The 22,262-nt window shown below is 64.9% G+C and carries 22 protein-coding genes and 1 pseudogene; 18 read left to right on the plus strand and 5 right to left on the minus strand.

All coding sequences use genetic code 11. The features are described from left to right. The first annotated feature begins 84 nt into the window (after window positions 1-84). From Q0799_RS04195 to Q0799_RS04225, 7 genes are all read left to right on the plus strand, one after another. Window positions 85-777, plus strand: a complete 693-nt coding sequence (locus tag Q0799_RS04195; RefSeq protein ID WP_298394626.1) for a DUF4198 domain-containing protein — start codon at window positions 85-87, stop codon at window positions 775-777. After that, the gene (locus Q0799_RS04200) at window positions 774-1,196 is read left to right on the plus strand and encodes a hypothetical protein (RefSeq protein WP_298394628.1); all 423 of its coding nucleotides are present in this window, start codon (window positions 774-776) and stop codon (window positions 1,194-1,196) included. The genes Q0799_RS04195 and Q0799_RS04200 overlap by 4 nt, the downstream gene beginning before the upstream one ends. Beyond that, window positions 1,193-2,182, plus strand: a complete 990-nt coding sequence (locus Q0799_RS04205; protein ID WP_298394631.1) for a hypothetical protein — start codon at window positions 1,193-1,195, stop codon at window positions 2,180-2,182. Before Q0799_RS04200 ends, Q0799_RS04205 begins: the two co-directional genes overlap by 4 nt. Before the next feature lie 9 nt (window positions 2,183-2,191). Beyond that, window positions 2,192-2,836 carry an energy-coupling factor ABC transporter permease gene (locus Q0799_RS04210; RefSeq protein WP_298394633.1) on the plus strand — a complete coding sequence of 215 codons (645 nt, stop codon included), beginning with the start codon at window positions 2,192-2,194 and terminating at the stop codon, window positions 2,834-2,836. After that, the gene (locus tag Q0799_RS04215) at window positions 2,833-3,387 is read left to right on the plus strand and encodes a hypothetical protein (protein WP_298394636.1); all 555 of its coding nucleotides are present in this window, start codon (window positions 2,833-2,835) and stop codon (window positions 3,385-3,387) included. The genes Q0799_RS04210 and Q0799_RS04215 overlap by 4 nt, the downstream gene beginning before the upstream one ends. Then, window positions 3,380-4,174 (plus strand): ABC transporter ATP-binding protein, encoded by a 795-nt coding sequence (locus Q0799_RS04220; protein WP_298394639.1) that lies wholly within the window; start codon window positions 3,380-3,382, stop codon window positions 4,172-4,174. Before Q0799_RS04215 ends, Q0799_RS04220 begins: the two co-directional genes overlap by 8 nt. Before the next feature lie 121 nt (window positions 4,175-4,295). Next, a complete protein-coding gene (locus Q0799_RS04225) occupies window positions 4,296-6,572 on the plus strand; it encodes an NADP-dependent malic enzyme (protein WP_298394642.1) in 2,277 nt (758 codons plus the stop codon). 49 nt (window positions 6,573-6,621) lie between these two features. On the opposite strand, the gene Q0799_RS04230 is transcribed toward Q0799_RS04225, so the two are convergent. Then, window positions 6,622-7,209, minus strand: a complete 588-nt coding sequence (locus Q0799_RS04230) for an SCO family protein (RefSeq protein WP_298394645.1) — start codon at window positions 7,207-7,209, stop codon at window positions 6,622-6,624. After that, the gene (mpl, locus tag Q0799_RS04235; protein ID WP_298394648.1) at window positions 7,206-8,552 is read right to left on the minus strand and encodes a UDP-N-acetylmuramate:L-alanyl-gamma-D-glutamyl-meso-diaminopimelate ligase; all 1,347 of its coding nucleotides are present in this window, start codon (window positions 8,550-8,552) and stop codon (window positions 7,206-7,208) included. Before mpl ends, Q0799_RS04230 begins: the two co-directional genes overlap by 4 nt. A 50-nt stretch (window positions 8,553-8,602) precedes the next feature. Between mpl and Q0799_RS04240 the strand changes: the two genes are divergently transcribed. From Q0799_RS04240 to Q0799_RS04280, 9 genes and pseudogenes are all read left to right on the plus strand, one after another. Next, window positions 8,603-9,193: a hypothetical protein gene (locus Q0799_RS04240; RefSeq protein WP_298394651.1), complete on the plus strand. Its 591-nt coding sequence runs from the start codon at window positions 8,603-8,605 to the stop codon at window positions 9,191-9,193. Window positions 9,194-9,232: 39 nt separating this feature from the next. Further along, window positions 9,233-9,715: a type II 3-dehydroquinate dehydratase gene (gene aroQ, locus Q0799_RS04245; RefSeq protein ID WP_298394654.1), complete on the plus strand. Its 483-nt coding sequence runs from the start codon at window positions 9,233-9,235 to the stop codon at window positions 9,713-9,715. Between the two features lie 54 nt (window positions 9,716-9,769). Then, a complete protein-coding gene (accB, locus tag Q0799_RS04250) occupies window positions 9,770-10,222 on the plus strand; it encodes an acetyl-CoA carboxylase biotin carboxyl carrier protein (RefSeq protein WP_298394657.1) in 453 nt (150 codons plus the stop codon). An 8-nt stretch (window positions 10,223-10,230) separates the two neighbouring features. Further along, entirely contained in the window at window positions 10,231-11,589 is a 1,359-nt protein-coding gene (gene accC / locus Q0799_RS04255; RefSeq protein WP_298394660.1) for an acetyl-CoA carboxylase biotin carboxylase subunit, read from the plus strand. Window positions 11,590-11,591: 2 nt separating this feature from the next. Continuing rightward, complete coding sequence (gene prmA, locus Q0799_RS04260; RefSeq protein WP_298394662.1) at window positions 11,592-12,482, plus strand: 50S ribosomal protein L11 methyltransferase; 891 nt, start codon at window positions 11,592-11,594, stop codon at window positions 12,480-12,482. Then, a complete protein-coding gene (locus Q0799_RS04265; protein WP_298394665.1) occupies window positions 12,458-13,483 on the plus strand; it encodes a DUF3426 domain-containing protein in 1,026 nt (341 codons plus the stop codon). The genes prmA and Q0799_RS04265 overlap by 25 nt, the downstream gene beginning before the upstream one ends. Window positions 13,484-13,491: 8 nt before the next feature. Beyond that, a complete protein-coding gene (locus tag Q0799_RS04270) occupies window positions 13,492-14,433 on the plus strand; it encodes a carbohydrate kinase family protein (RefSeq protein WP_298394668.1) in 942 nt (313 codons plus the stop codon). Window positions 14,434-14,512: 79 nt separating this feature from the next. Further along, the gene (locus Q0799_RS04275; RefSeq protein WP_298394671.1) at window positions 14,513-15,274 is read left to right on the plus strand and encodes a GNAT family N-acyltransferase; all 762 of its coding nucleotides are present in this window, start codon (window positions 14,513-14,515) and stop codon (window positions 15,272-15,274) included. Between the two features lie 200 nt (window positions 15,275-15,474). Continuing rightward, a pseudogene (locus tag Q0799_RS04280) lies at window positions 15,475-15,795 on the plus strand (lysophospholipid acyltransferase family protein); the annotation flags it as partial. A 190-nt stretch (window positions 15,796-15,985) separates the two neighbouring features. On the opposite strand, the gene Q0799_RS04285 reads toward Q0799_RS04280, so the two are convergent. Further along, window positions 15,986-16,816: a symmetrical bis(5'-nucleosyl)-tetraphosphatase gene (locus Q0799_RS04285; protein WP_298394674.1), complete on the minus strand. Its 831-nt coding sequence runs from the start codon at window positions 16,814-16,816 to the stop codon at window positions 15,986-15,988. Beyond that, the gene (gene glmS / locus Q0799_RS04290) at window positions 16,817-18,640 is read right to left on the minus strand and encodes a glutamine--fructose-6-phosphate transaminase (isomerizing) (protein ID WP_298394677.1); all 1,824 of its coding nucleotides are present in this window, start codon (window positions 18,638-18,640) and stop codon (window positions 16,817-16,819) included. 121 nt (window positions 18,641-18,761) lie between these two features. On the opposite strand from glmS, the gene waaC reads away from it, so the two are divergent. Further along, window positions 18,762-19,715, plus strand: coding sequence for a lipopolysaccharide heptosyltransferase I (gene waaC, locus Q0799_RS04295; RefSeq protein ID WP_028993665.1), 954 nt, complete (start codon window positions 18,762-18,764; stop codon window positions 19,713-19,715). Continuing rightward, window positions 19,712-20,980 (plus strand): lipid IV(A) 3-deoxy-D-manno-octulosonic acid transferase, encoded by a 1,269-nt coding sequence (gene waaA / locus Q0799_RS04300; RefSeq protein ID WP_298395008.1) that lies wholly within the window; start codon window positions 19,712-19,714, stop codon window positions 20,978-20,980. Before waaC ends, waaA begins: the two co-directional genes overlap by 4 nt. On the opposite strand, the gene Q0799_RS04305 is transcribed toward waaA, so the two are convergent. Beyond that, window positions 20,946-22,262 carry a TolC family outer membrane protein gene (locus Q0799_RS04305; protein ID WP_298394682.1) on the minus strand — a complete coding sequence of 439 codons (1,317 nt, stop codon included), beginning with the start codon at window positions 22,260-22,262 and terminating at the stop codon, window positions 20,946-20,948. The genes waaA and Q0799_RS04305 overlap by 35 nt on opposite strands.

Here is a 22,262-nt window from a genome sequence, read left to right on the forward strand (position 1 = left end):
AAGCTTGTACGCACAATGACTTATGGTGTGGGCACGGATTTTGTATGAAGATAATCAATATCTTCATATCGAGGTTGCTCGGTCATGCGTGCTCCGTTGCTTTTCCTGTTTTTGTGTTGCTCCTCGTTCGCTTGGGCGCATGATCTCTGGCTGGAACCCGACGGCAGCGAACTGGTGCTGCTCCAGGGGCATCGTCATTCCGCCCATGCCGGCGCCGAGACCGTTCCCTACGATGCGGCGCGGGTGGTTGGCGCGCGTTGCGTTGACGGCGAAGGCCGACAGCGGGCGCTGACGGTTCCGGCAGGCTCGCCGGTGCGCCTGCCGGGTGGCTGCGCCGTGCTGCAGGCACAGTATGTTTCCGGCTACTGGACGAAGACGGCCTGGGAAACCAGGAACGTGCCGAAAACCGGGATGAGCGGCGTGCTCCGTAGCTGGCATGCGGCCGACTCGGTGAAGCGTATCGGCCGCTGGCTGCCGGCGGCCGGCCAGCCGCTCGGGCAGGGCCTGGAAATCACGCCGCTGCGCGATCCGCTGACGCTGGCCAGTGGCGACAAATTGAGCTTGCTGGTCACCGACGACGGCCAGCCGGTCGCCGCTCTGCCGGTCGCCTATGGCGACGATACGCGCGGCGTCACCGGTGTCGACGGACGGATTGCGATCCGTCTGCGGCATCCGGGGGTGCAGCTGATTTCGACGACGCTGGAGACACCGCTGACCGACGGTAAGGCCGACCGCTCTCTGCGCAGCGCGACGCTGCAGTTCGAGATTGCCCGATGAAGCGCCTGTTAGCGGTCTTTCTGCTGGTCGCCGGCGTGGCGACGGCGCACGAGGTTCAGGTCAATACCGCTGGCGCGACGGCCACCGTGGTCACCTTGCGCTACGCCGACGCTCAGCCCTTTGCCTTCGAGGCCTACGAGCTTTATCCGGCCGGTAGCGAGACGCCCGCGCAGGTTGGCCGGACCGATGCTGCCGGCCGGGTCGTGTTCCTTGCCGATGTGCCGGGCGAATGGCGACTGAAAGCGTGGTCGGACGACGGTCACGGGGTCGACCGGCAGATTTCGGCAATTTCCGGCGAACTCGCAGTGACGCCGCCGGTTGCCGAAACGCCGCGGGCGGCACTGTGGCTTGGCGGTCTGGGAACGATTTTCGGCCTGTTCGGGCTGTGGCAGCTTTACCTGGGGAGGAAAAAACGATGAACACATCCGTCTTGCGCTCCGGTGCCTTGCTGGCGGCCGCTTTTGCCCAACCGGCACTGGCGCACCACGGCGTTGCCGGCGTGGGGGCCGCCGGCCTGCAGGGGCCGGGGGCGCCGATCGAGTCGGCGTCGTCGTCGGTGTTGCCGGCGGGGGCGGTGCTGGCTTACCTGAAAGTCGATGAGGCACGCTTCAAGCAATACGATTGGGCGGCGCCGAATGCCGACTACGCCCGCTTTTCCATGCTCGGGCTGGGGTACGGCGTGACCCCTTGGTTTTCGGCCTACGTGTTTGTGCCGCATCATGCCAAGGTCGAGGCGTCGGGCGGGCTCGATTCGCGCGGTTGGGCCGATGCCTCGGTGATGGGGCAGATCGGTTTCCGCTACGACCTGGACGGCTGGCAGCTGACGCCGGCCAATGAAAGCCTCGATGATCTGGAGGACTGGCATTTCAGCGTTTTTGCCGGCAGTACCTTGCCGACCGGCAGTGCCAATCACCGTCTGGCCGACGGCAGCATCGATGCCGGCAAATCGCTGGGCTTCGGCAAGCCGGCGTGGTCGTTCGGCGTGAGCGCGAGCAAGATGCTCGGCCAGACGCTGACCCTGAATCTGGAAGCATCGACCTTCCGCTTTCAGCCCTATACCTACGCCAATGGCGAGCGGGTGCAGTTCGGTGCCGAGAACCGCCTCAGCGCGGCTTTGTCCTGGCGCGCCCTGACCGTGCCGGACAAGGTTTTCCGCCTTGATCCCGTGCTGGAAGTGCAATACCTGGCACTCGGCCGCGACCGCGTCGATGGCGTCGGCGAGGACGGCACCGGCGGCCGCATGCTTTATGTGATGCCCGGGGTGCGTGCCTACTGGCACAATGCCAGCTTCGCGCTTGGCATCAAGAAGCCGGTGTGGACCCGGCTCAACGAATCGAATACGCAGCAGGGTGCCGAGGGTAAGGAAAAATACCGTCTGATCTTCTCCACTTCGCTGACGTTCTGACCCTGATCGATGCATATTCCCGACGGATTCCTGTCGCCGCAGACCTGGTTGCCCGCCTGGGGCGTGGCGGCTGCTGCCTGGACCTGGGCCGGTCGCGGGTTGGCCGGACGGCTCGACGAGACGCTGGTGCCGCGCCTGGCCATGCTGACGGCGCTGGCCTACGCGCTTGGCCTGATCATGCTGCCGCTGCCCGGCGGGACCTCCGGGCACGCGCTCGGGGTGGCGGTGCTGGCGCTGGTGTTCGGCGTGCGTCTGGCGTTTCTCGCGTACAGCGGCGTGCTGCTGCTCCAGGCGCTGCTGTTCGGCGCCGGCGGCATTACCGCGCTGGGGGTCAATGCGCTGGCGCTGGGCCTGGTCGGGGCGGTGGTGGCGGTTGCGCTGTATCGCTCGCTGGCGCGTTTCAACGAGGATGTCGCGGTGGTGGTGGCCGCTTTCGTTTCGCTGCAGCTCTCTGCCCTGATCGTTGCCCTGGTGCTCGGTCTGCAGCCGACCCTTGCCCGGCGCGACGACGGTGCCCCGCTGTTCTTCCCGCTCGGCCCGGAAATCACCGTGCCGGCCGTGCTCTTGCCGCATCTGCTGATCGGTGTCGGCGAGGCGGCGCTGACCCTGTTCGTCTGGCGTCTGGCGCGGCGCAAAGGCTGGGTCGCCGCATGAATCGCGCCCGCCTCTGGCTTGCCGGTTATGCCGGCGCCGTGCTGGCAATCAGCTTCATCCATGAGCCGTCGTGGCTGGCGTTCGGGCTGCTGGCCGCGTTGCTGGCGGCGGGAGCGTCGCGCTGGTCGCTGCTGAAACGGGCGGTGCTCGCCCTGCTGCTGTTCAACGCCAGCGTCAGCCTGGCCTATGCGCTGCTCGCCGCCTGGCGGGAGCAACCGGTGTGGGCGCCCTTGCTGTTGATCAACCTGCGGGTGCTGTTGCTGGTTTATCTGGGGTTCTGGGTGGTCGAGCGCGTGCGTCTGCTCGATGCCCTGCGCGGCTGGCCGTCGTTGTCCATGGTGGCGACGCTGACGCTCGGTCAGGTGGTTGTTTACCGGCGCCTGCTCGACGATTTCCGGGCGGCGTTCCGCAGCCGCAATCCGCTACCGCCAAAGCCGACAACCCTGCTCCGCCATGCCGGGGTGCAGGGTGGGGCCTTGATGGAAAAGGCTTTGCACGGTGCCGAACAATCGGCGCAGGCCATGCGCTCACGGGGGAGTTTCGATGGCTGAGCCGTTGCTGGAATTTAATGGGGTCGCCTACGCCTGGCCTGACGGCCGGTCGGTCTTCGCCGATCTGAGTTTCCGTATCGAAGCCGGTGAGAAGGTGGTGCTGCTCGGACCGAACGGGGCCGGCAAGTCGACGCTGCTGCGACTGGTCAACGGACTGCTGCAACCGACACGGGGCACGATTGCCTGGCAGGGGCGCATGCTGACCAAGGAGCTGCTGAGGCAACGCGATTTTGCCCGCCGCTTCCGTCAGGACAACGTGCTCTTGTTCCAACACCCGGAGGCGATGCTGTTCAATCCGACGGTGCGCGAGGAAATTGCCTACGGGCCCCGGCAACTCGGCCTGCCCGATGGCGATCAGCGGGTGGCGCGCTGGGCCGCCGAGCTGGGCCTGTCGGCCTTGCTTGACGAGGCGCCGTTCGCCCTCTCCGGCGGCCAGAAGCAGAAAGTCGCGCTGGCCTGCCTGCTGGTGCTCGATCCTTCCTTCCTGGCGCTCGACGAGCCGAGTGCATCGCTGGATCCGGCGACGGTCGGCTGGTTGATCGATACGCTGCTCGAATCGGGACGCACCGTGCTGGTCAGTACGCACAACCTCAGTCTGGCGGCCGAGCTGGGCGAGCGTGCGCTGATCCTGAACGGCGAAGGCCGCCTCTGTTACGACGGGCCGTTGACCACTGCGCTGCAGGACCTTGAACTGCTGCAGGCGGCCGGCTTGGCGCATCGTCACCGGCATCGGCATGGGGGGCAGGCGCATGCCCATCTGCACGTACACGACTGGGAGTCGTCCTGAGTTTTGCTGACGAGTGGAAAAATCCACCGGTCTAAGCAATAATTCATAATTACGAAACCCGTGCGGTGTTTTTTGGAGTAACCTGCAGGGTTTTCCCTAACACGTTTGCCGAGGAATTTCCGTGGAAAAGGATTTGCGCGAAGCCGCACTGGAATATCACCGCTGGCCCACCCCGGGCAAGATTTCTGTCCGCCCGACCAAGGGCCTGACCAACCAGCGCGATCTGGCGCTGGCCTACTCGCCGGGTGTCGCTGCCGCCTGTGACGCCATCGTCGAGGACGAATCGACCGCCGCGCTGTACACCTCGCGCGCCAACCTGGTCGGCGTCGTCACCAACGGCACCGCCGTGCTCGGTCTGGGCAACATCGGCCCGCTGGCCTCGAAGCCGGTCATGGAAGGCAAGGGCTGTCTGTTCAAGAAGTTTGCCGGTATCGACGTGTTCGACATCGAGCTGGCCGAGAACGACCCGGACAAGCTGATCGACATGATCGCCGCGCTCGAGCCGACGCTCGGCGGCATCAACCTCGAAGACATCAAGGCGCCGGAGTGCTTCTACATCGAGCAGAAGCTGAAGGAGCGGATGAATATCCCCGTCTTCCACGACGACCAGCACGGCACCGCGATCATTTCCGGCGCCGCCATGCTCAACGGCCTCAAGGTGGTCGGCAAGAAGATCGAAGAGATCAAGGTGGTGGTTTCCGGCGCCGGCGCCGCCGCTATCTCCTGCGTGAACCTGTGGTGTGATCTTGGCGTCAAGCGCGAGAACATCACCATCTGCGACTCCAAGGGCGTCATCTACGTCGGCCGTCCGGGCGGCATGGACGAAACCAAGGCCCGCTACGCCCAGGAAACCGACAAGCGCACGCTGGCCGACGCCATGGTCGGTGCCGACGTCTTCCTCGGTCTGTCGGCGGCCGGTGTGGTCAACCAGGACATGGTCAAGAGCATGGCCGAGAAGCCGATGGTCTTCGCGCTGGCCAACCCGACGCCGGAAATCATGCCGGAACTGGTCAAGGAAGTCCGCCCGGAGGCGATCATCGCCACCGGCCGTTCCGACTATGTGAACCAGGTCAACAACGTCCTCTGCTTCCCCTTCATCTTCCGCGGTGCGCTCGACGTCGGCGCCACCCGCATCACCGAAGAAATGAAGATGGCCTCGGTGCGCGCCATCGCCGAACTGGCCGAAGCCGAAGTCACCGACGAAGTGGCCATGGCCTACCCCGGCCACGACCTGACCTTCGGCCCGGAATACCTGATTCCCAAGCCTTTTGACCCGCGCCTGATCGTCAAGATTGCGCCGGCCGTCGCCCAGGCCGCCATCGATTCCGGTGTCGCCACCCGCCCGATCACCGACTGGGCCGCTTATCGTGCCAAGCTGTCGGAATTCGTCTATCACACCGGCGTCGGCATGCGCGCCATCTTCCAGGCCGCACGGCAGGCCCAGGGCAAGCGCATCATCTACGCCGAGGGCGAAGATGAGCGCGTGTTGCGTGCTGTTCAAGTGGTGATCGAGGAAAAATTCGCCCGTCCGATCCTGATCGGTCGCCCCGACATCATTGCGCTGCGCCTCGAGAAGGCCAATCTGCGGATCAAGCCGGGTGTCGATTTCGACGTCGTCAATCCGGAATCCGACGAGCGTTACCGTGAATGCTGGACCGCCTATCACAAGCTGATGGTGCGTCGTGGCGTCACCCCGGCGATCGCCAAGGAAACCCTGCGCCGCAAGCCGACGGTGATCGGTGCCATGCTGCTCAAGCTCGGCTACGCCGACGGCCTGATCTGCGGCATGACCGGCCAGTACAGCCACCACCTCGGCGTGATCAGCCAGGTCATCGGCAAGCGCACCGGCGTCAATACGCTGGCAGCGATGAATTACCTGATGCTGCCGGGCCGTTCGCTGTTCATCTGCGATACCCACGTCAACGAAAATCCGACGGCCGAGGAAATCGCCGAGATGACGCTGATGGCCGCCGAGCAGGTCAAGCGCTTCGGCAGCCACCCGAAGGCAGCGCTGTTGTCGCACTCCAACTTCGGCTCCGGTAACTCGGAATCGGCGCGCAAGATGAGCGTTGCCGCCGGACTGGTGTCGGCGATGTCGGCCGGCGAGCTCGAGGTCGACGGCGAAATGCACGGCGATTCGGCACTGAGCGAAGACGTCCGCCGCGAGGCCAACCCGGATTCGCCGCTCAAGGGCGAGGCCAACCTGCTGGTGATGCCGAACATCGACGCCGCCAACATCTCCTACAACCTGTTGAAGATGACCGCCGGCGAAGGCGTGACCATCGGCCCCATCCTGCTCGGCGCAGCCCGTCCGGTGCATGTGCTGACCTCGACGGCAACCGTTCGCCGCCTGGTCAACATGACGGCCCTGGCCGTCGTCGAATCGATGGAGCGCTGAGCCTTTTCTGGCCCAGCCAAGCAAAAGCCCCGCTCAGGCGGGGCTTTTTTCATTTCCCTTCCAGCAGTTGTAGCAGGTCGGTGACGATGGGCTCGATCGGGGCGTTTTCCGGAATCGCCAGGCGCAGCTGCCCCTTCGGGTCGATCAGGTAGGCGCCGGCGCTGTGGTCGATGACGTAGCCCATGCCGCCTTCCACTTCCTTCTTGCTGTAAATCACCTTGAACTGGCCGGCAACTTCGGCGATCTGCTGCTCGGTGCCGGAGAGGCCGAGGAAGGCTGGGTTGAACCATTTGACGTAGGTATCGGTGCGCTCGGGGGTGTCGCGTTCCGGGTCGACCGAGATGAACACCAGTTGCAGGCGCTCGGCATCCTTGCTGCGCAGGTTGCGGATCAGGCTGGCGTACTTGCGCAGGCTGCCCGGGCAGATGTCCGGGCAACTGGTGTAGCCGAAGAAGACCAGCACGGCCTTGCCATGAAAGTCCTGCAGGCTGCGCGCCTGGCCGGTGCCGTCGAACAGCGTGCCGGTCGGGAAGATGTTGCCTGCCGACAAGTCGGTGTGGCTGAAGCGTGGCGTATCACTGCCGCAGGCGGTGAGGGCGGCTGCGGCGAGCAGGCCGATGAAGGTGCGTCGTTTCATGAGGATAGGCTTTCCAGCAGTTTGTCGTGAATGCCGCCGAAACCGCCGTTGCTCATGACGAGCACGTGGTCGCCGGGGCGTGCGGCGGCAGCGATGGCGCTGACCAGGGTGTCGAGTTGATCGTGAACGCTCGCACGCTCTCCCATCGGGGCGAGCGCGGCGCTGGCATCCCAGCCCAGGTTGCCAGCGTAACAGAAGGCGGCGTCGACTTCGCGCAGGCTGTCGGGCAACTGGGACTTCATGGTGCCCAGCTTCATGGTGTTGGAGCGCGGTTCGAGCACCGCCAGGATGCGTGCCGGGCCGACCTTGCGGCGCAGTCCGGCGACGGTCGTGGCGATTGCCGTCGGGTGGTGGGCGAAATCGTCGTAAACGGTGATGCCCCGGACCACGCCGCGAACCTCCATGCGGCGTTTGACGTTGCCGAAGCGGCCGAGTGCTTCCAGGCCCTTGGCGAACGGCACGCCGACATGGCGCGCGGCAAGCAGGGCGGCGCAGGCGTTGGCGCGATTGTGCTCGCCGGTCAGTTGCCAGGCGGTACGGCCAATCTCGCCATCGCGGCCGAGCAGGATCAGTTCGCCGTCGGCGTCGTTACCGGTTGTGCGGTAGCCCTGGCTGTCGTTGAAACGTTCGACCGGTGTCCAGCAGCCGCGCGCCAGTACGCGTTCCAGGCTGGCTTCGGCGGCGTTGGCAACGATCAGCCCGGATTGCGGCAGGGTGCGCACCAGGTGATGAAATTGGGTTTCGATGGCGGCAAGATCGGCGAAGATGTCTGCGTGATCGTATTCCAGGTTATTCAGGATGGCGGTCCGGGGGCGGTAGTGGATGAATTTCGACCGCTTGTCGCAGAAAGCGGTGTCGTATTCATCGGCCTCGATGACGAAGAACGGGGTGTCGCCAAGGCGGGCCGAGACGCCGAAGTTCAGCGGCACGCCGCCGATCAGGAAGCCCGGGCTCATGCCGGCGTCCTCGAGAATCCAGGCCAGCATCGCGCTGGTCGTCGTCTTGCCGTGGGTGCCGGCGACGCCGAGTACCCAACGCCCTTGCAGGACGTTCTCGGCCAGCCACTGCGGGCCGGAAACGTAAGGCAGGCCGCGATCGAGGATGGCTTCGAGTAGCGGATTGCCGCGCGAGATGGCATTGCCGATCACGAAAATATCCGGGTTCAGTGCCAGTTGGTCGGCCGAGAAACCTTCGGTGAGGGCGATGCCGGCCTGCTGCAACTGGTCGCTCATGGGCGGGTACACGTTGGCGTCGCAGCCGGTGACGCGGTGCCCCGAGGCTGCTGCCAGCTGGGCGATGCCACCCATGAAGGTGCCGCAGATGCCGAGAATGTGAATGTGCATGTCACGTACTGTGGTTAGAATGAAGGCGATTTTACCCTGAGCGAGACATCATGCCCCGCCATGAAAGGCTGAAAACCGGGTCCGGTACCCGGGCCAGCATTGCCGCAGCCGCTGCCCGCCTGATGGCCGAGGACGGAATCAGCGATTTTCATCACGCCAAGAAAAAGGCGGCGCGCCAGTTGGGACTCCCCGAGCATGTCGCGTTTCCCGACAATGCCGAGGTCGAGGCCGAATTGCGCGCCTATCGCAGTCTCTATCAGGGTGAGGAGCACGCCGAGATGCTGCTGGCCATGCGCCAGACGGCGCTGGAACTGCTCGAGCTGCTGCACGCCTTCAACCCCTTCCTGACCGGTTCTGTGCTCGACGGCACGGCTGGCGAACATTCGCACATCGACATCCTGCTGTTTGCCGACAGCGCCAAGGAGGTCGAAATCTTCCTGCTCAACCGCGGTGTCGATGTCAGTCATGTGGAGCCGCGCAGCGACAAGGTCGAGGCCGTGTTGCGCATCGAGACCGATACGGTCGATGCCAATCTGGTGATCCTGCCGCCGCATCTCGAGCGGGTCAGTCTCAAGCACCGCGACGGCCGGCCGCGCGAGCGCATCCGGGCGGCCGAACTGGCTGATCTGCTGAGCGAGTAGACTGGACAAATTGCGGCGATTTGCGGCAAACTTGCCGCCATGACGAAGCGAAAAACTGCTTCCAAGCCGGCGGAAAAGGCTCGCATCCTGGTGGTGCATGGGCCTAATCTGAACCTGCTTGGGACGCGCGAACCCGAGCACTACGGTCGCCTGACCCTGGCCGACATCAACCTGACACTGGCGTGTCTGGCGGATAGTGTCGGGGTCGAGCTGGAAGCCTTCCAGAGCAATCACGAAGGCGCGCTGATCGAGCGCATCCACGCGGCCCGCGAGCAGGGCGTCCGCGCCATCATCATCAACCCGGCTGCCTACACGCACACCAGCGTTGCCCTGCGCGACGCGCTGGCGGCAGTCGCCATCCCCTTTGTCGAGGTGCATCTGTCGAACGTGCATGCCCGCGAACCTTTCCGGCATCACTCGTATTTCTCCGACCTGGCCGTCGGCGTCATCTGCGGCCTCGGCCACGAGGGCTATCGCCTGGCCCTCGAATACCTTCTCAACAAGATCAATCTGGATCAATAACGACAATTGTCGTGATCATGCGCCCAAAATGCGCGAAAAATTAGGGAGTCATTCATGGATCTGCGCAAGCTGAAGAAACTTATCGACCTCGTTCAGGAGTCCGGCATCTCCGAACTGGAAGTCACCGAAGGTGAGGAAAAGGTCCGTATCGCCAAGCATTTCGGTGCCGTGGCCGCGCCGGTACAATACGCCATGCCGGCTGCCATGCCCGCGGCTGCCGCAGCGCCGGCGGTTTCCTCGGTCAACCTCGATGACGAGGATGATGTGCCGGAAGGCCACGTCGTCAAGTCGCCCATGGTCGGCACCTTCTACCGCTCGCCGTCGCCCGGCGCCGATGCCTTCGTCCAGGTCGGCAGCGTCGTCAAGAAGGGCGATACGCTGTGCATCATCGAAGCGATGAAACTGCTCAACGAAATCGAGTCCGATGCCGACGGCACGGTCAAGGCCATCCTGCTCGACAACGGCGAGCCGGTCGAATTTGGCGAGCCCCTGTTTGTGATCGGCTGATCATGGCGATGTTCGAAAAAATCCTGATCGCGAACCGGGGGGAAATTGCCCTTCGGATTCAGCGTGCCTGTCGCGAACTGGGCATCAAGACCGTGGTCGTGCACTCCGAGGCCGACCGCGAGGCCAAGTACGTCAAGCTGGCCGACGAGTCGGTGTGCATCGGTCCGGCAGCATCGGCGCAAAGCTATCTGAACGTGCCGGCAATCATCTCGGCGGCTGAGGTGACCGATGCCCAGGCGATTCACCCGGGCTATGGTTTTCTCTCCGAGAATGCCGACTTCGCCGAGCGGGTCGAGACTTCCGGCTTCGTCTTCATCGGCCCGAAGGCAGAGACCATCCGTTTGATGGGCGACAAGGTATCGGCCAAGGACGCGATGAAGGCTGCCGGCGTGCCCTGCGTGCCCGGTTCGGACGGCGCCTTGCCGGAAGACCCCAAGGAGATCATCAAGATTGCCCGGGCAGTCGGTTACCCGGTGATCATCAAGGCGGCCGGTGGCGGCGGCGGGCGCGGCATGCGCGTGGTGCACACCGAGGCCGCCCTGCTGAATGCGGTCGGTACGACCCGTCAGGAAGCCGGTACCTTTTTCGGCAATCCCGCGGTGTACATGGAGAAATTCCTGGAAAATCCGCGTCACGTCGAAATCCAGGTGCTGGCCGACGAATACAAGAACGCCATCTATCTCGGCGAGCGCGACTGCTCGATGCAGCGCCGCCACCAGAAGGTGATCGAAGAGGCGCCGGCGCCGCATATTCCGGCGCGCCTGATCAGCCGCATCGGTGAGCGTTGCGCCGAAGCCTGCCGCAAGATCGGCTACCGCGGGGCGGGGACCTTCGAATTCCTCTATGAAGATGGGGAGTTCTATTTCATCGAGATGAACACCCGCGTTCAGGTCGAGCATCCGGTCACCGAAATGATCACCGGTGTCGACATCGTCCAGGAGCAGATCCGCGTCGCTGCCGGCGAGAAACTGCGTTATCGCCAGAAGGATATCGTGCTGCGCGGGCATGCGATCGAATGCCGCATCAATGCCGAAGATCCCTTCACGTTCGTGCCATCTCCCGGCACGATCGAGTTTTATCACCCGCCCGGCGGCCCCGGTATCCGTGTCGATTCGCACATCTACCAGGGCTATCGCGTCCCGTCGCATTACGATTCGATGGTCGCCAAGGTCATCGCTTATGGCGATACCCGCGAGCAGGCGATCCGACGCATGCGCATCGCGTTGTCGGAGATGAGCATCCAGGGGATCAAGACCAACATTGCCCTGCACCAGGAACTGATGCTCGATGCCCGCTTCAACGAAGGCGGCACCAGCATCCATTACCTGGAGCACAAGCTGGCCGACAAGAGCGAGGTCAAGCAGTAAGCATGGCCTGGCAAAACGTCAGTTTCCTGACCGATGCGGCCAGTGCCGAGCCGGTCTGCGACGCCCTGCTCGAGCTTGGCGCGCTGTCGGCCAGTATCGAGGATGCCGATGCCGGCACGCCCGACGAGCAGCCGCAGTTCGGCGAACCCGGTTCGGTGACCACACCGGGCTGGGCGCATTCGCGTGTCGTCGCCTTGTTCGAGCCGGACGCCGATGTCGCTGCGATGCTTGCCGATGCCGCCGCCCAGGCCGGTTTGGAAGCTGTCCCGGCATTCACCGTCGAGCCGGTCGAGGAACAGAACTGGGTGCAGTTGACCCAGGCGCAGTTCGATCCGATCCGCGTTTCCGGTCGCCTGTGGATTGTCCCGTCCTGGCATGAATCGCCGGACCCGGCGGCGATCAATCTGGTGCTCGACCCGGGCATGGCCTTCGGCACCGGTTCGCACCCGACCACCCGGCTGTGTCTGGAATGGCTGGAGCGCACCATTACCGGCGGCGAATCGCTGCTCGACTACGGGTGCGGTTCCGGCATCCTGGCCATTGCCGCGGCCAAACTCGGGGCGGCGGCGGTTGCCGGCGTCGATATCGACCCGCAGGCGGTCGATGCAGCCAATGCCAACGCGGCCAGCAATGACGTCGCTGCCCGTTTCGCCGACTCGGCAGAGACGCTGGCAGGCGAGTATGATGTCGTCGTGGCCAACATCCTCTCGAACCCGCTGCGTGTCCTTGCCCCAGCTATCTGTGCGCATGTCCGCGCCGGTGGCCGGCTGGCCCTGTCCGGCATCCTGCGCGAACAGGCCGAGGAAATCATTGCCGTCTACGCGCCTTGGATTCCGCTGCAGGTGGCCGATATGCGCGAGGACTGGGTATGTCTGGCCGGAGTAAAGCCCTGACCCGCACCCGTTGCCCGGCGTGTGGCACGGTCTTCCGTGTCACCTCCGAGCAATTACGCCTGAAGGCCGGCAAGGTTCGTTGCGGTCATTGTCAGACCGTTTTCAACGCCTTCGATCATCTGCAGATGGAGGAGCCGCCGCTGCCGGAAACGCAGCCTGCCACGGTGCCCGAACCGGAGTTCAGCCCGGTTGCCCTGCAGGAGACGTCGACGTCTCCGGAGACGTTTGAAGCGATCCCGGAGGATCGCTCTCCTCCCGCCAGCGAGCCGGAAACATCGCCTGTCGTGCCGGAATTTCCCGAAGTCCAGGAGATGCCGCCGGAGACGAGACCATCGCCAGAAGAAACGACCGTCGCCGAACCGGAACGCGTCGAAGCCTTGCCCGATCCCTTGCCGGAGAGTCCGGAGGAAACCACCCTGGCAGCCCGCGAGGCCGGCCTGGTGGCGGTTCGCGAACTGGCTGACAGCAACGCCTATAACCGCTGGTCGGCCGGCCCGCTGGCCAGCGACGGCTTCGGCGGTTTCGACGAAGCCGCCCAGAAATCGCCTGCCTGGCCTTACCTTCTGGTCTTCCTGATCGCCTTGCTGGTGCTGTGCGCTCAACTGGCCATGCATTACCGGACCGAAATCGTCCAGCGCGTGCCGGCACTGGGTGCTAGCTATGCTGCCTTGGGCATCGACGTCCCCCTGCCGCGCGATGTTGCCCTGGTCTCGATCGAGACCTCCGATCTGCAGGCCGACGCGGCCCGCGGCCTGTTCGTGCTGAACGCCACCCTGAAGAACCGGGCGCTGCATGCCCAGGCCTGGCCCAGTCTTGAACTGACGCTGACCGACATCAACGACCGGGTCGTTGCCCGACGGGTCATCGACGCCCCGGACTACCTCCCTGCCGGGGTATCCGCCGACGCCTTCCCGGCCAATGCCGAAACCGCCGTTCGCCTGTGGATCGAGGCCTCGGACATCGGCGCCACCGGCTATCGCCTCTACATTTTCTATCCCTGACCGACAACATGACGACACTGATCTGCGGCTCGCTGGCCTTCGACAACATCATGGTCTTCCCGGACCGCTTCAAGAACCACATCCTGCCCGAGCAGATCCACATCCTCAACGTCGCCTTCCTGGTCCCGGAAATGCGCCGCGAGTACGGCGGTTGTGCCGGCAATATCGCTTACAACCTGATGCTGCTCGGCGGCGACGCGAGCATCATGGCCACGGTCGGTGATGACGCCGCGCCCTATCTCGCCCGTCTCGACGAGCTGGGTCTGACGCGCCGGCATGTGCGTCAGGTGCCGGGTAGTTTCACCGCCCAGGCCTTCATCACCACCGATCTTGACGACAACCAGATCACCGCCTTCCACCCCGGCGCGATGGCTTTCTCGCACCTGAACAAGGTCGAGCAGGCCGGCGCCAAGCTCGGCATCGTTGCCCCCGACGGCCGTGAGGGCATGCTCCAGCACGCCCGCGATTTTTCTGCCGCCGGTGTGCCCTTCATCTTCGATCCGGGCCAGGGTCTGCCGATGTTCGACGGCGACGACCTGATGGATTTCCTGCGCCTGGCCGATTACGCCTGTTTCAACGATTACGAGGCCAGGCTGGCGTGCGACCGCACCGGCCGCAGCCTCGACCAGTTGGCGCAGGAGGTCAAGGCGCTGATCGTCACCCGTGGTGGCGAAGGGTCGGAAATCCATGCCGACGGTCAGCGTTACGACATTCCCTGCGTGGCGCCCGACGCCATCGTCGATCCGACGGGCTGTGGCGACGCCTACCGCGCCGGTCTGCTGTACGGCATCGCCAATGGCTGGGACTGGCCGACGACCGGCCGTCTGGCATCGGTCATGGGGTCGATCAAGATCGCCCATCGCGGTGGCCAGAATCACCGGCCAAGCCGTGAAGAAATCGGCGAACGCTATCGCCGCGCCTTTGGCTGCGCCCTGCCCGGACAAGGCTGAAATCCGCCTGTAATGCACGGGCAATAGGCGTGTAACACGCCTGTTCCATCCTGTTCCCCAGAAACACAAGGAGAACAAGATGGAACACATGCACAAGTCGGCGGCCCGCGTCCGTCCGGAAAAACGCAACCTGGCGGTGGGTTTTGCCCGCAGCGCCGGCGACATTCTCGAAGCCCAGCGCCTGCGTTACCGTGTCTTCGCCGGTGAAATGGGCGCCAACCTGCCCAGCCGCACGCCCGGCGTCGATCACGACATCTACGACCCATACTGCGAGCACCTGGTCGTGCGCGACACGCAGAGCGGCGACATCGTCGGTACCTACCGCATCCTGCCGCCGGAAAACGCGCGCCAGGTCGGCTACTACTCGGAAAACGAATTCGACCTGACCCGCCTCCAGCACCTGCGTTCGCGCATGGTCGAGATCGGTCGTTCCTGTGTTCATCCCGACTATCGCACCGGCGCCACGATCACCCTGCTGTGGTCCGGGCTGGCGCAGTACATGCTGGAGCACGGCCACGATTACCTGATCGGTTGTGCCTCGATCAGCATGGCCGACGGCGGCCATGCCGCGGCCAGTCTGTATAATCGGCTCGCTGCCGACCACCTCGGGCCGCAGGAGTATCGCGTCTTCCCGCGCTGCCCGCTGCCGCTGGCGGCCCTGCAGCAGGATCGCCCGGCCGAAGTGCCGCCGCTGATCAAGGGCTACCTGCGCGCCGGGGCCTGGATCTGCGGCGAACCGGCCTGGGATCCCGATTTCAATACCGCCGACCTGCCCATCCTGATGCCGATGGCCAAGGTTGCCGGTCGTTACGCCAAGCATTACCTGGGGCAGCCAGACTGAAAGAAACCTCGACCATCGTCCGCGCCTTCCGGCTGTTCCGGCTTTTCCTGCTGGTGCTCGCCGGCACGCTGGTTGCGCTGACCGTTTTCCGCATTTGCGGCGACCGGCGGCGGTTGCTGCTCAAGCAAAGCTGGTCGGCAGCCGTGCTCGACGCGCTGGGCATCGAACTGGAAGCCGATCTGACGCATCTGGCGCCGGGGGTGTTGCTGGTCGCCAATCACGTCTCCTGGGTCGACATCTTCGTCATCAATGCCGCCGTGCCGGCGGCCTTCGTGTCCAAGGAAGAAGTGCGGCGCTGGCCGGTGATCGGCTGGCTGGCCTGGAAAAACGACACCGTTTTCCTGCGTCGCGGCAGCCGCGGTCACGCCCGCGTCATCAACGAGGAAATCGCCGGCATTCTTGCTCAGGGCAAGGTCGTTGCGGTTTTTCCCGAGGGCACGACGACCGACGGCCGCAGCCTGCTGCATTTTCACGCGGCCTTGCTGCAACCGGCGCTGGCGGCCGGGCGACCGGTGTTGCCGGCGGCGATTTCCTACTGGGAGCTGAACGGCGAACGCAGCCTGGCGCCGCGTTACGACGGCGATATCTCGCTGGGGGAGTGCACGACCGCCATGCTCAAGCGTCGGCGCATCATCGCCCGCCTGGTGACGACGCCGCTGCGTGGCCTGCAGGGCGAGGAGCGCAAGCAGGTCGCGGCCGAGGCGCGCGAGGCTATCGCTTTAGCGGCTGGACTTCCGCTGGCGAGCAATCCACCTGAAACACCCGCCGGTCTTCGAGGCGAACCGCTGTCAGATGCCCGCCCCACAGACAGCCCGAGTCGAGCGCCAGCTGATTCTGCGTGATGCGCAGGCCCAGCGCCGACCAATGGCCGGTGACGAGAATGCTGCCGGCGCTCTTGCGATCGGGCACATCGAACCACGGTAAATAGCCGGCCGGCGCATTGACCAGTTTGCCCTTGGCCTTGAATTCCATCAGCCCTTTCTTGGTGCAGAAGCGCATCCGGGTCATCGCGTTGACGATCACGCGCAGCCGCGGCCAGCCTTTCAGGTCGTCGTCCCAGGCGGCCGGTTCGCTGCCCCAGAGATTGCGGACAAACTCCGGATAATCCTTGCCCTGCAGTTTGGCTTCGACTTCGCGGGCCAGTTCGCGGGCGCGTTTTGCCGACCATTGCGGCAGCAGGCCGGCATGCACCAGGCAGTAATCGCCTTCGACATGGCACAGGGGCTGACGGCGCAGCCAGTCCAGCAATTCGTCGCGGTCGGGCGCGTTGAGCACATCGTCCAGGGTGTCGTCCTTGCCCCGGAACTTGGCGCCACCCTCGGCGACCATCAGCAGGTAGAGATCGTGGTTACCGAGGACGGTGATCGCCGAGTCGCCGAAGGACTTGATCAGGCGCAGGGTTTCCAGCGACTTCGGGCCGCGATTGACCAGGTCGCCGACCAGCCACAGCCGGTCCCTGGCCGGGTCGAAGGCGCAGGCTGCGAGCAGGTTCTGCAGCGAATCGAAACAGCCCTGGATGTCGCCGATGGCGTAAGTGGCCATTTACTCGACCGTCACCGACTTGGCCAGGTTGCGCGGCTTGTCCACATCCGTTCCCTTGACCAGGGCCGCGTGGTAGGACAGCAGTTGCAGCGGAATGACGTGCAGGATGGGCGACAGCAGGCCGTAATGTTCGGGCAGGCGCAGCATGTGCACGCCTTCCGACTCGGGGATTTCCGAGTCGGCGTCGGCAAACACATAGAGTTCGCCACCGCGGGCGCGGACTTCCTGCAGGTTGGACTTGAGCTTTTCCAGCAGGTCGTCGGCCGGCGCCACTGAAATCACCGGCATGTTGGCATCGACCAGCGCCAGCGGGCCATGCTTGAGTTCGCCGGCCGGGTAGGCTTCGGCGTGGATGTAGGAAATTTCCTTGAGTTTCAGTGCGCCTTCGAGGGCGATCGGATAGTGGCGGCCACGGCCGAGGAAAAGCGCGTGTTGCTTGTCGGCGAAACGCCGCGCCCAGGCGGCGATGTCCTCTTCCAGCGTCAGCACCTTGTTGACCGCGACCGGTAGGTGGCGCAACTGGTCGATGTAGGCGCTTTCCTGATCGGCGCCGAGTCGGCCGCGCACCTTGGCGACCACCAGGGTGAGCAGGAACAATGCCGCCAGCTGGGTGGTGAAGGCCTTGGTCGAGGCGACGCCGATTTCCGGGCCGGCGCGGGTGATGAAACGCAACGCCGATTCGCGGACGATGGCCGATTCCGGCACGTTGCAGATGGCCAGGGTTTTGGCCTGGCCGAGCGACTTGGCGTGGCGCAGTGCGGCCAGGGTGTCGGCGGTCTCGCCGGATTGCGAGATGGCGACGATCAGTTGTCGCGGATTGGGCACCGAGGTCCGGTAACGGTATTCGCTGGCGATTTCAACGGTACAGGGGACACCGGCGACTGCTTCCAGCCAGTAGCGGGCGGTCATGCCGGAATGGGCGCTGGTGCCGCACGCAAGAATCAGGATGTGGTCGACATCGTTCAGCAAAGTGGCGGCTTCGGCGCCGAAAATACCGGGTTGTATGGTTTTGCTGCCACCGACGATTTCCAGGGTGTTGGCCAGCGCTTCCGGTTGCTCGAAGATTTCCTTCTGCATGTAGTGGCGGAAGTTGCCGAGTTCGACAGCGGCGGCGGAAAGTTCGGAAACATGCACCGGGCGCTCGACCGGGGTGCCGTCAAGGCGCTCGATGCGGACGCCGTCGCGGCTCAGTTCGGCGATGTCGCCATTTTCCAGATAGACCATGTTGCGGGTGACCTGGAGCAGCGCCGAGGCGTCGGACGCCGCGTAGTTGCCCTCGTCGCCGAGGCCGAGCAGGAGCGGCGAGCCTTCGCGCGAGACGATGACGCGGCCGGGCTGGCTGTGGTCGATGACGGCGATGGCGTAGGCGCCGACCAGTCGCCGGCAGGCGGCCTGTACCGCGTGGAACAGATCGGGTTCGCCTTTGAGCAGCGATTCGACCAGGTGAGCGATGGTCTCGGTATCGGTATCCGAAGTGAACACGTAGCCCTGCGCCGTCAGTTCGCTGCGCAGGCTCTCGTAATTCTCGATGATGCCGTTATGAACGACGGCGATGCTGCCGGAAACATGCGGGTGGGCGTTGCGTTCCGAGGGCACGCCGTGGGTTGCCCAGCGGGTATGGGCAATGCCGGTCGGCGATGCGGTATCGGCCGAGGCGCTTTCCAGTTCGGCAACGCGCCCGACCGAACGCACCCGCTCGATCCGGTCGGCGCCGATGACGGCCAGGCCGGCCGAGTCGTAGCCGCGGTATTCGAGCTTCTTCAGCCCTTCGACGAGGATGGGAACGATGTTCTTGTCGGCGGCTGCCGCGACGATGCCACACATGGTTGAGGTCCGTTGAGCGAAAGGCCGTATTTTAGCGCAAGCACCCCGTCTGCCGTCCGGGAAAGGAAAGGGCGGCGCCGGCGATCTATAATCGCGGTTTCGTCTTCTTGGTGCATGGCTGATGCGCATCCTGCTGGTCAAAACTTCTTCGCTCGGCGACGTCATACATAACCTGCCGGTGGCGACCGATATCCACCGTCAATTCCCGCAGGCGAAGCTTGACTGGTGCGTCGAGGAGAGTTTTGCCGCCGTGCCGCGCCTGCATCCGGCGGTCGGCCGGATCATTCCGGTGGCGGTCCGGCGCTGGCGCAAGGCCTTGCTCAAGGCCGAGACCTGGCGGGAAATCGGCGAATTCCGGCAGCGCATGCGCGAGGTCGACTACGACCTGGTGCTCGATACTCAAGGGTTGTTCAAGAGTGCCCTGCTCGCTTCCCGGGCCAATGGACCTTTGGCCGGTTACGACAGCGAGTCGGCCAGGGAGCCGCTGGCCGCCCGTTTCTACGACCGGCATTTCGGGGTTGCGCGCGACTTGCACGCCGTCGTGCGCAACCGCATGCTGGCAGCGGCGGCGCTCGATTATCCCGTTGCCGATGCGGTCGATTACGGCATCCAGGCGCCGGCCATCGCCCTCGACTGGCTGCCGGCAGGGCCGTATGCCGTCCTGCTCAGCGCCACCAGCCGCGACGACAAGCTGTGGCCGGAGGCGCACTGGATTGCGCTGGGGCAGGCGTTGCGCGCGCAGGGTCTGGGGGTCGTGCTGCCGGCCGGCAATCCGCAGGAGCGTGCCCGTGCCGCGCGTCTTGCCGCCGCCATTCCAGGCGCGCTGGCGGCGCCGCCGCTGCGCATCGATGCCCTGGCCACCCTGCTCGCCGGCGCGCGGGCGGTGGTCGGCGTCGATACCGGCCTGACACATCTTGCCGTTGCCCTGAAAACCCCGACCATTGCCCTCTATACGGCGACCGAGCCGGGACTGACCGGCGTTTACGGTGCCGGTTTCCATCGCAATCTCGGCGGTAAAGGGCAATGTCCGGCGGTCGCAGCGGTGCTGGCAGAATTGATGGCGGTTCCCGGCTGATGGCCCGTTTCGTCTACGCGCTGCTGCTCTACCTGCTGCTGCCGGCGATCCTGCTGCGATTGTTCCTGCGCGGGCGGAAACAGCCGGCTTACCGGGCGCATGTCGGCGAACGCTTCGGTATCTATGGTCGGCCGCCAGTTGCCCGGCACGGCCCGCTGATCTGGGTGCATGCGGTCTCGGTCGGCGAAACGCGTGCCGCCCAGCCCTTGATCGAGGCGCTGCAGGCGCGTTGGCCGGACGCCCGCATCCTGCTGACCGGCATGACCCCGACTGGTCGCGCCGCCGGTGCCGAGGTATATGGCGAGCGGGTGATCCAGGCCTATCTGCCTTACGATCTGCCAGATGCCGTCGGGCGTTTTCTCGATCATTTCTCGCCAAGTTTCGGCGTGCTCATGGAAACCGAGATCTGGCCGAATCTGCTGGCAGCCTGTGCCCGGCGCAAGCTGCCGGTGGCGCTGGTCAATGCCCGCCTGTCGGCGCGTTCGGCCAGGGGTTATGGGCGCTTTGCGGCACTGACCCGGCCGGCTTTCGCCCGCTTGTCCGCAGTTGCCGCCCAGACGGCTGCCGATGCCGGGCGGCTGGCGACACTGGGGGCGCCGTCGGTCGAGGTGTGCGGCAACCTGAAATTCGATGTCGAGCCGGCCGCCGAGCGCCGCCAGTTGGGCGAAAGCTGGCGTCAGGCGCTGGCTGGACGGGCAATCTGGCTGGCTGCCAGCACCCGTGAGGGCGAAGAGGCACTGCTGCTCGACGCCTGGTGCAGTGCCCCCGGCGATGTCTTGCTCGTCCTGGTGCCGCGCCACCCGCAGCGCTTCGATGAAGTGGCCAGCCTGCTGGCTGCGCGTGGCATCGCTTACCGGCGGCGCAGCGAGGGTTTGCCGACGGCGGATACCCGGGTCTGGCTCGGCGACAGCATGGGCGAGATGGCAGCTTATTACACGCTGGCCGATGTCGCATTCATTGGCGGCAGCCTGTTGCCGCTGGGTGGGCAGAACCTGATCGAGGCGGCGGCGTGTGGCTGTCCGGTGCTGGTCGGTCCGCACACCTTCAATTTCCTGAGTGCGACCGAGGATGCCATCGCCGCCGGTGCGGCCCGGCGGGTTGCCGATGCGCCGGCACTCGTCGGGCAGGTTCAGGGGCTGTTACAGGATGCCGGGCAACTCGCCGCCATGCGCCAGGCCTGCGGTGAGTTCGCCGCCGCCCACCGGGGCGCGACGGCGCGTACCTTGCGTCTTATTGAACGCTGCGCGGCTCAAGCAGGCTGTTGATCCGGGCCAGGTCGTCCTCGCCCAGCGCGCCGACGGCGGCCTTCAGGCGCAGTTGCGCCATCAGCGTGTCGAAGGTGGCCTTGGCCAGGTCGCGACGGGTGACGTAGAGCTGGTTCTCGGCATTGAGCACGTCGATGTTGATGCGCACGCCGACTTCGTAGCCCAGCTTGTTCGACTCCAGTGCCGACTGCGACGAGATCAGCGCGGCCTTGAGTGCATTGACCTGGGCCAGGCCGTTGGTGACGCCGAGGTAATGCTGGCGGGCGGCCAGCGTCGCGTTGCGGCGCGCGGATTCCAGTCCGGCACGGGCGGCTTCGCGGTTGGCCCCGGCTTCGCGCTGGCGGGAGGTGGTCAGGCCGCCCTGGAACAACGGGATGTTCAGTTGCAGGCCGATGTTGCTGTAATCGGAGTCGATGGCCGTATTGTTGAAGGTCTTGGCCTTGCCGCGATTGGCGACGATATCGACGGTCGGGTAGTGGCCGGCGCGCTGCTTGTCCACCTCGCGGGCGGCGATTTCGGCCTGGGCGAGCTGGATCTGCACCGGCAGCGCATCCTTTTCCGCGGCGTCGATCCAGTCCTGCAGCCGGTTCGGCTCGGGCGGGTTCAGTACGGCGTCCTTGCGTGGTGCGGCGAGGCTGTCCGGCATGCGGCCAAGCAGGATCTGCAGGCTCTGGCGGCGGATTTCGAGTTCGCTTTCGGCGGCGATCTCCTGTGCTGTGACCAGGTCGAAACGCGCCTGCGCTTCATGCGTATCGGTGATCGTTGCCGTGCCGACCTCGAAGGTCTTCTTGGCCAGTTCCAGTTGTTGTGCCGTGGCTTCCTTGTTGGCGCGGACGGCGCTCAGGTTTTCGCTGGCGTAGAGCACGTCGAAATAGGCCTGGGCGACGCGCAGGATCAGATCCTGGCGGGCCTGGACGAAATTGGCTTCGGCCTGGGCCACCTGCAGTTTGGCCTGATCGTAGGCCACCCAGTTCTGCCAGCGGAACAGGGGCTGCGACAGGGTCAGTTGATAGCCGTTGGTGTTGTACTGGTTATTGATCGTGCGTCCGCCCCGGGGTTCGACTTCACTGTCGTTCCACACCGTGTTGCCCGACAGTGTCAGACTGGGCAAAAGTCCGGCCCGTCCCTGCGGGGCCTTTTCGCGACCAGCCTCCAGCGTGGCGCGGGCGGCAGCGAAAACGGGATCGTTATCACGGGCTTCCTGATAAACCTGCATCAGGTCGGCAGCGGACAGCGGCGAGGCAAACAACGGGAAGGCTAGCAGCCAGGCAATTTTTTTCAT

The sequence above is a fragment of the uncultured Azonexus sp. genome, assembly GCF_937982035.1.
Classification (GTDB): domain Bacteria; phylum Pseudomonadota; class Gammaproteobacteria; order Burkholderiales; family Rhodocyclaceae; genus Azonexus.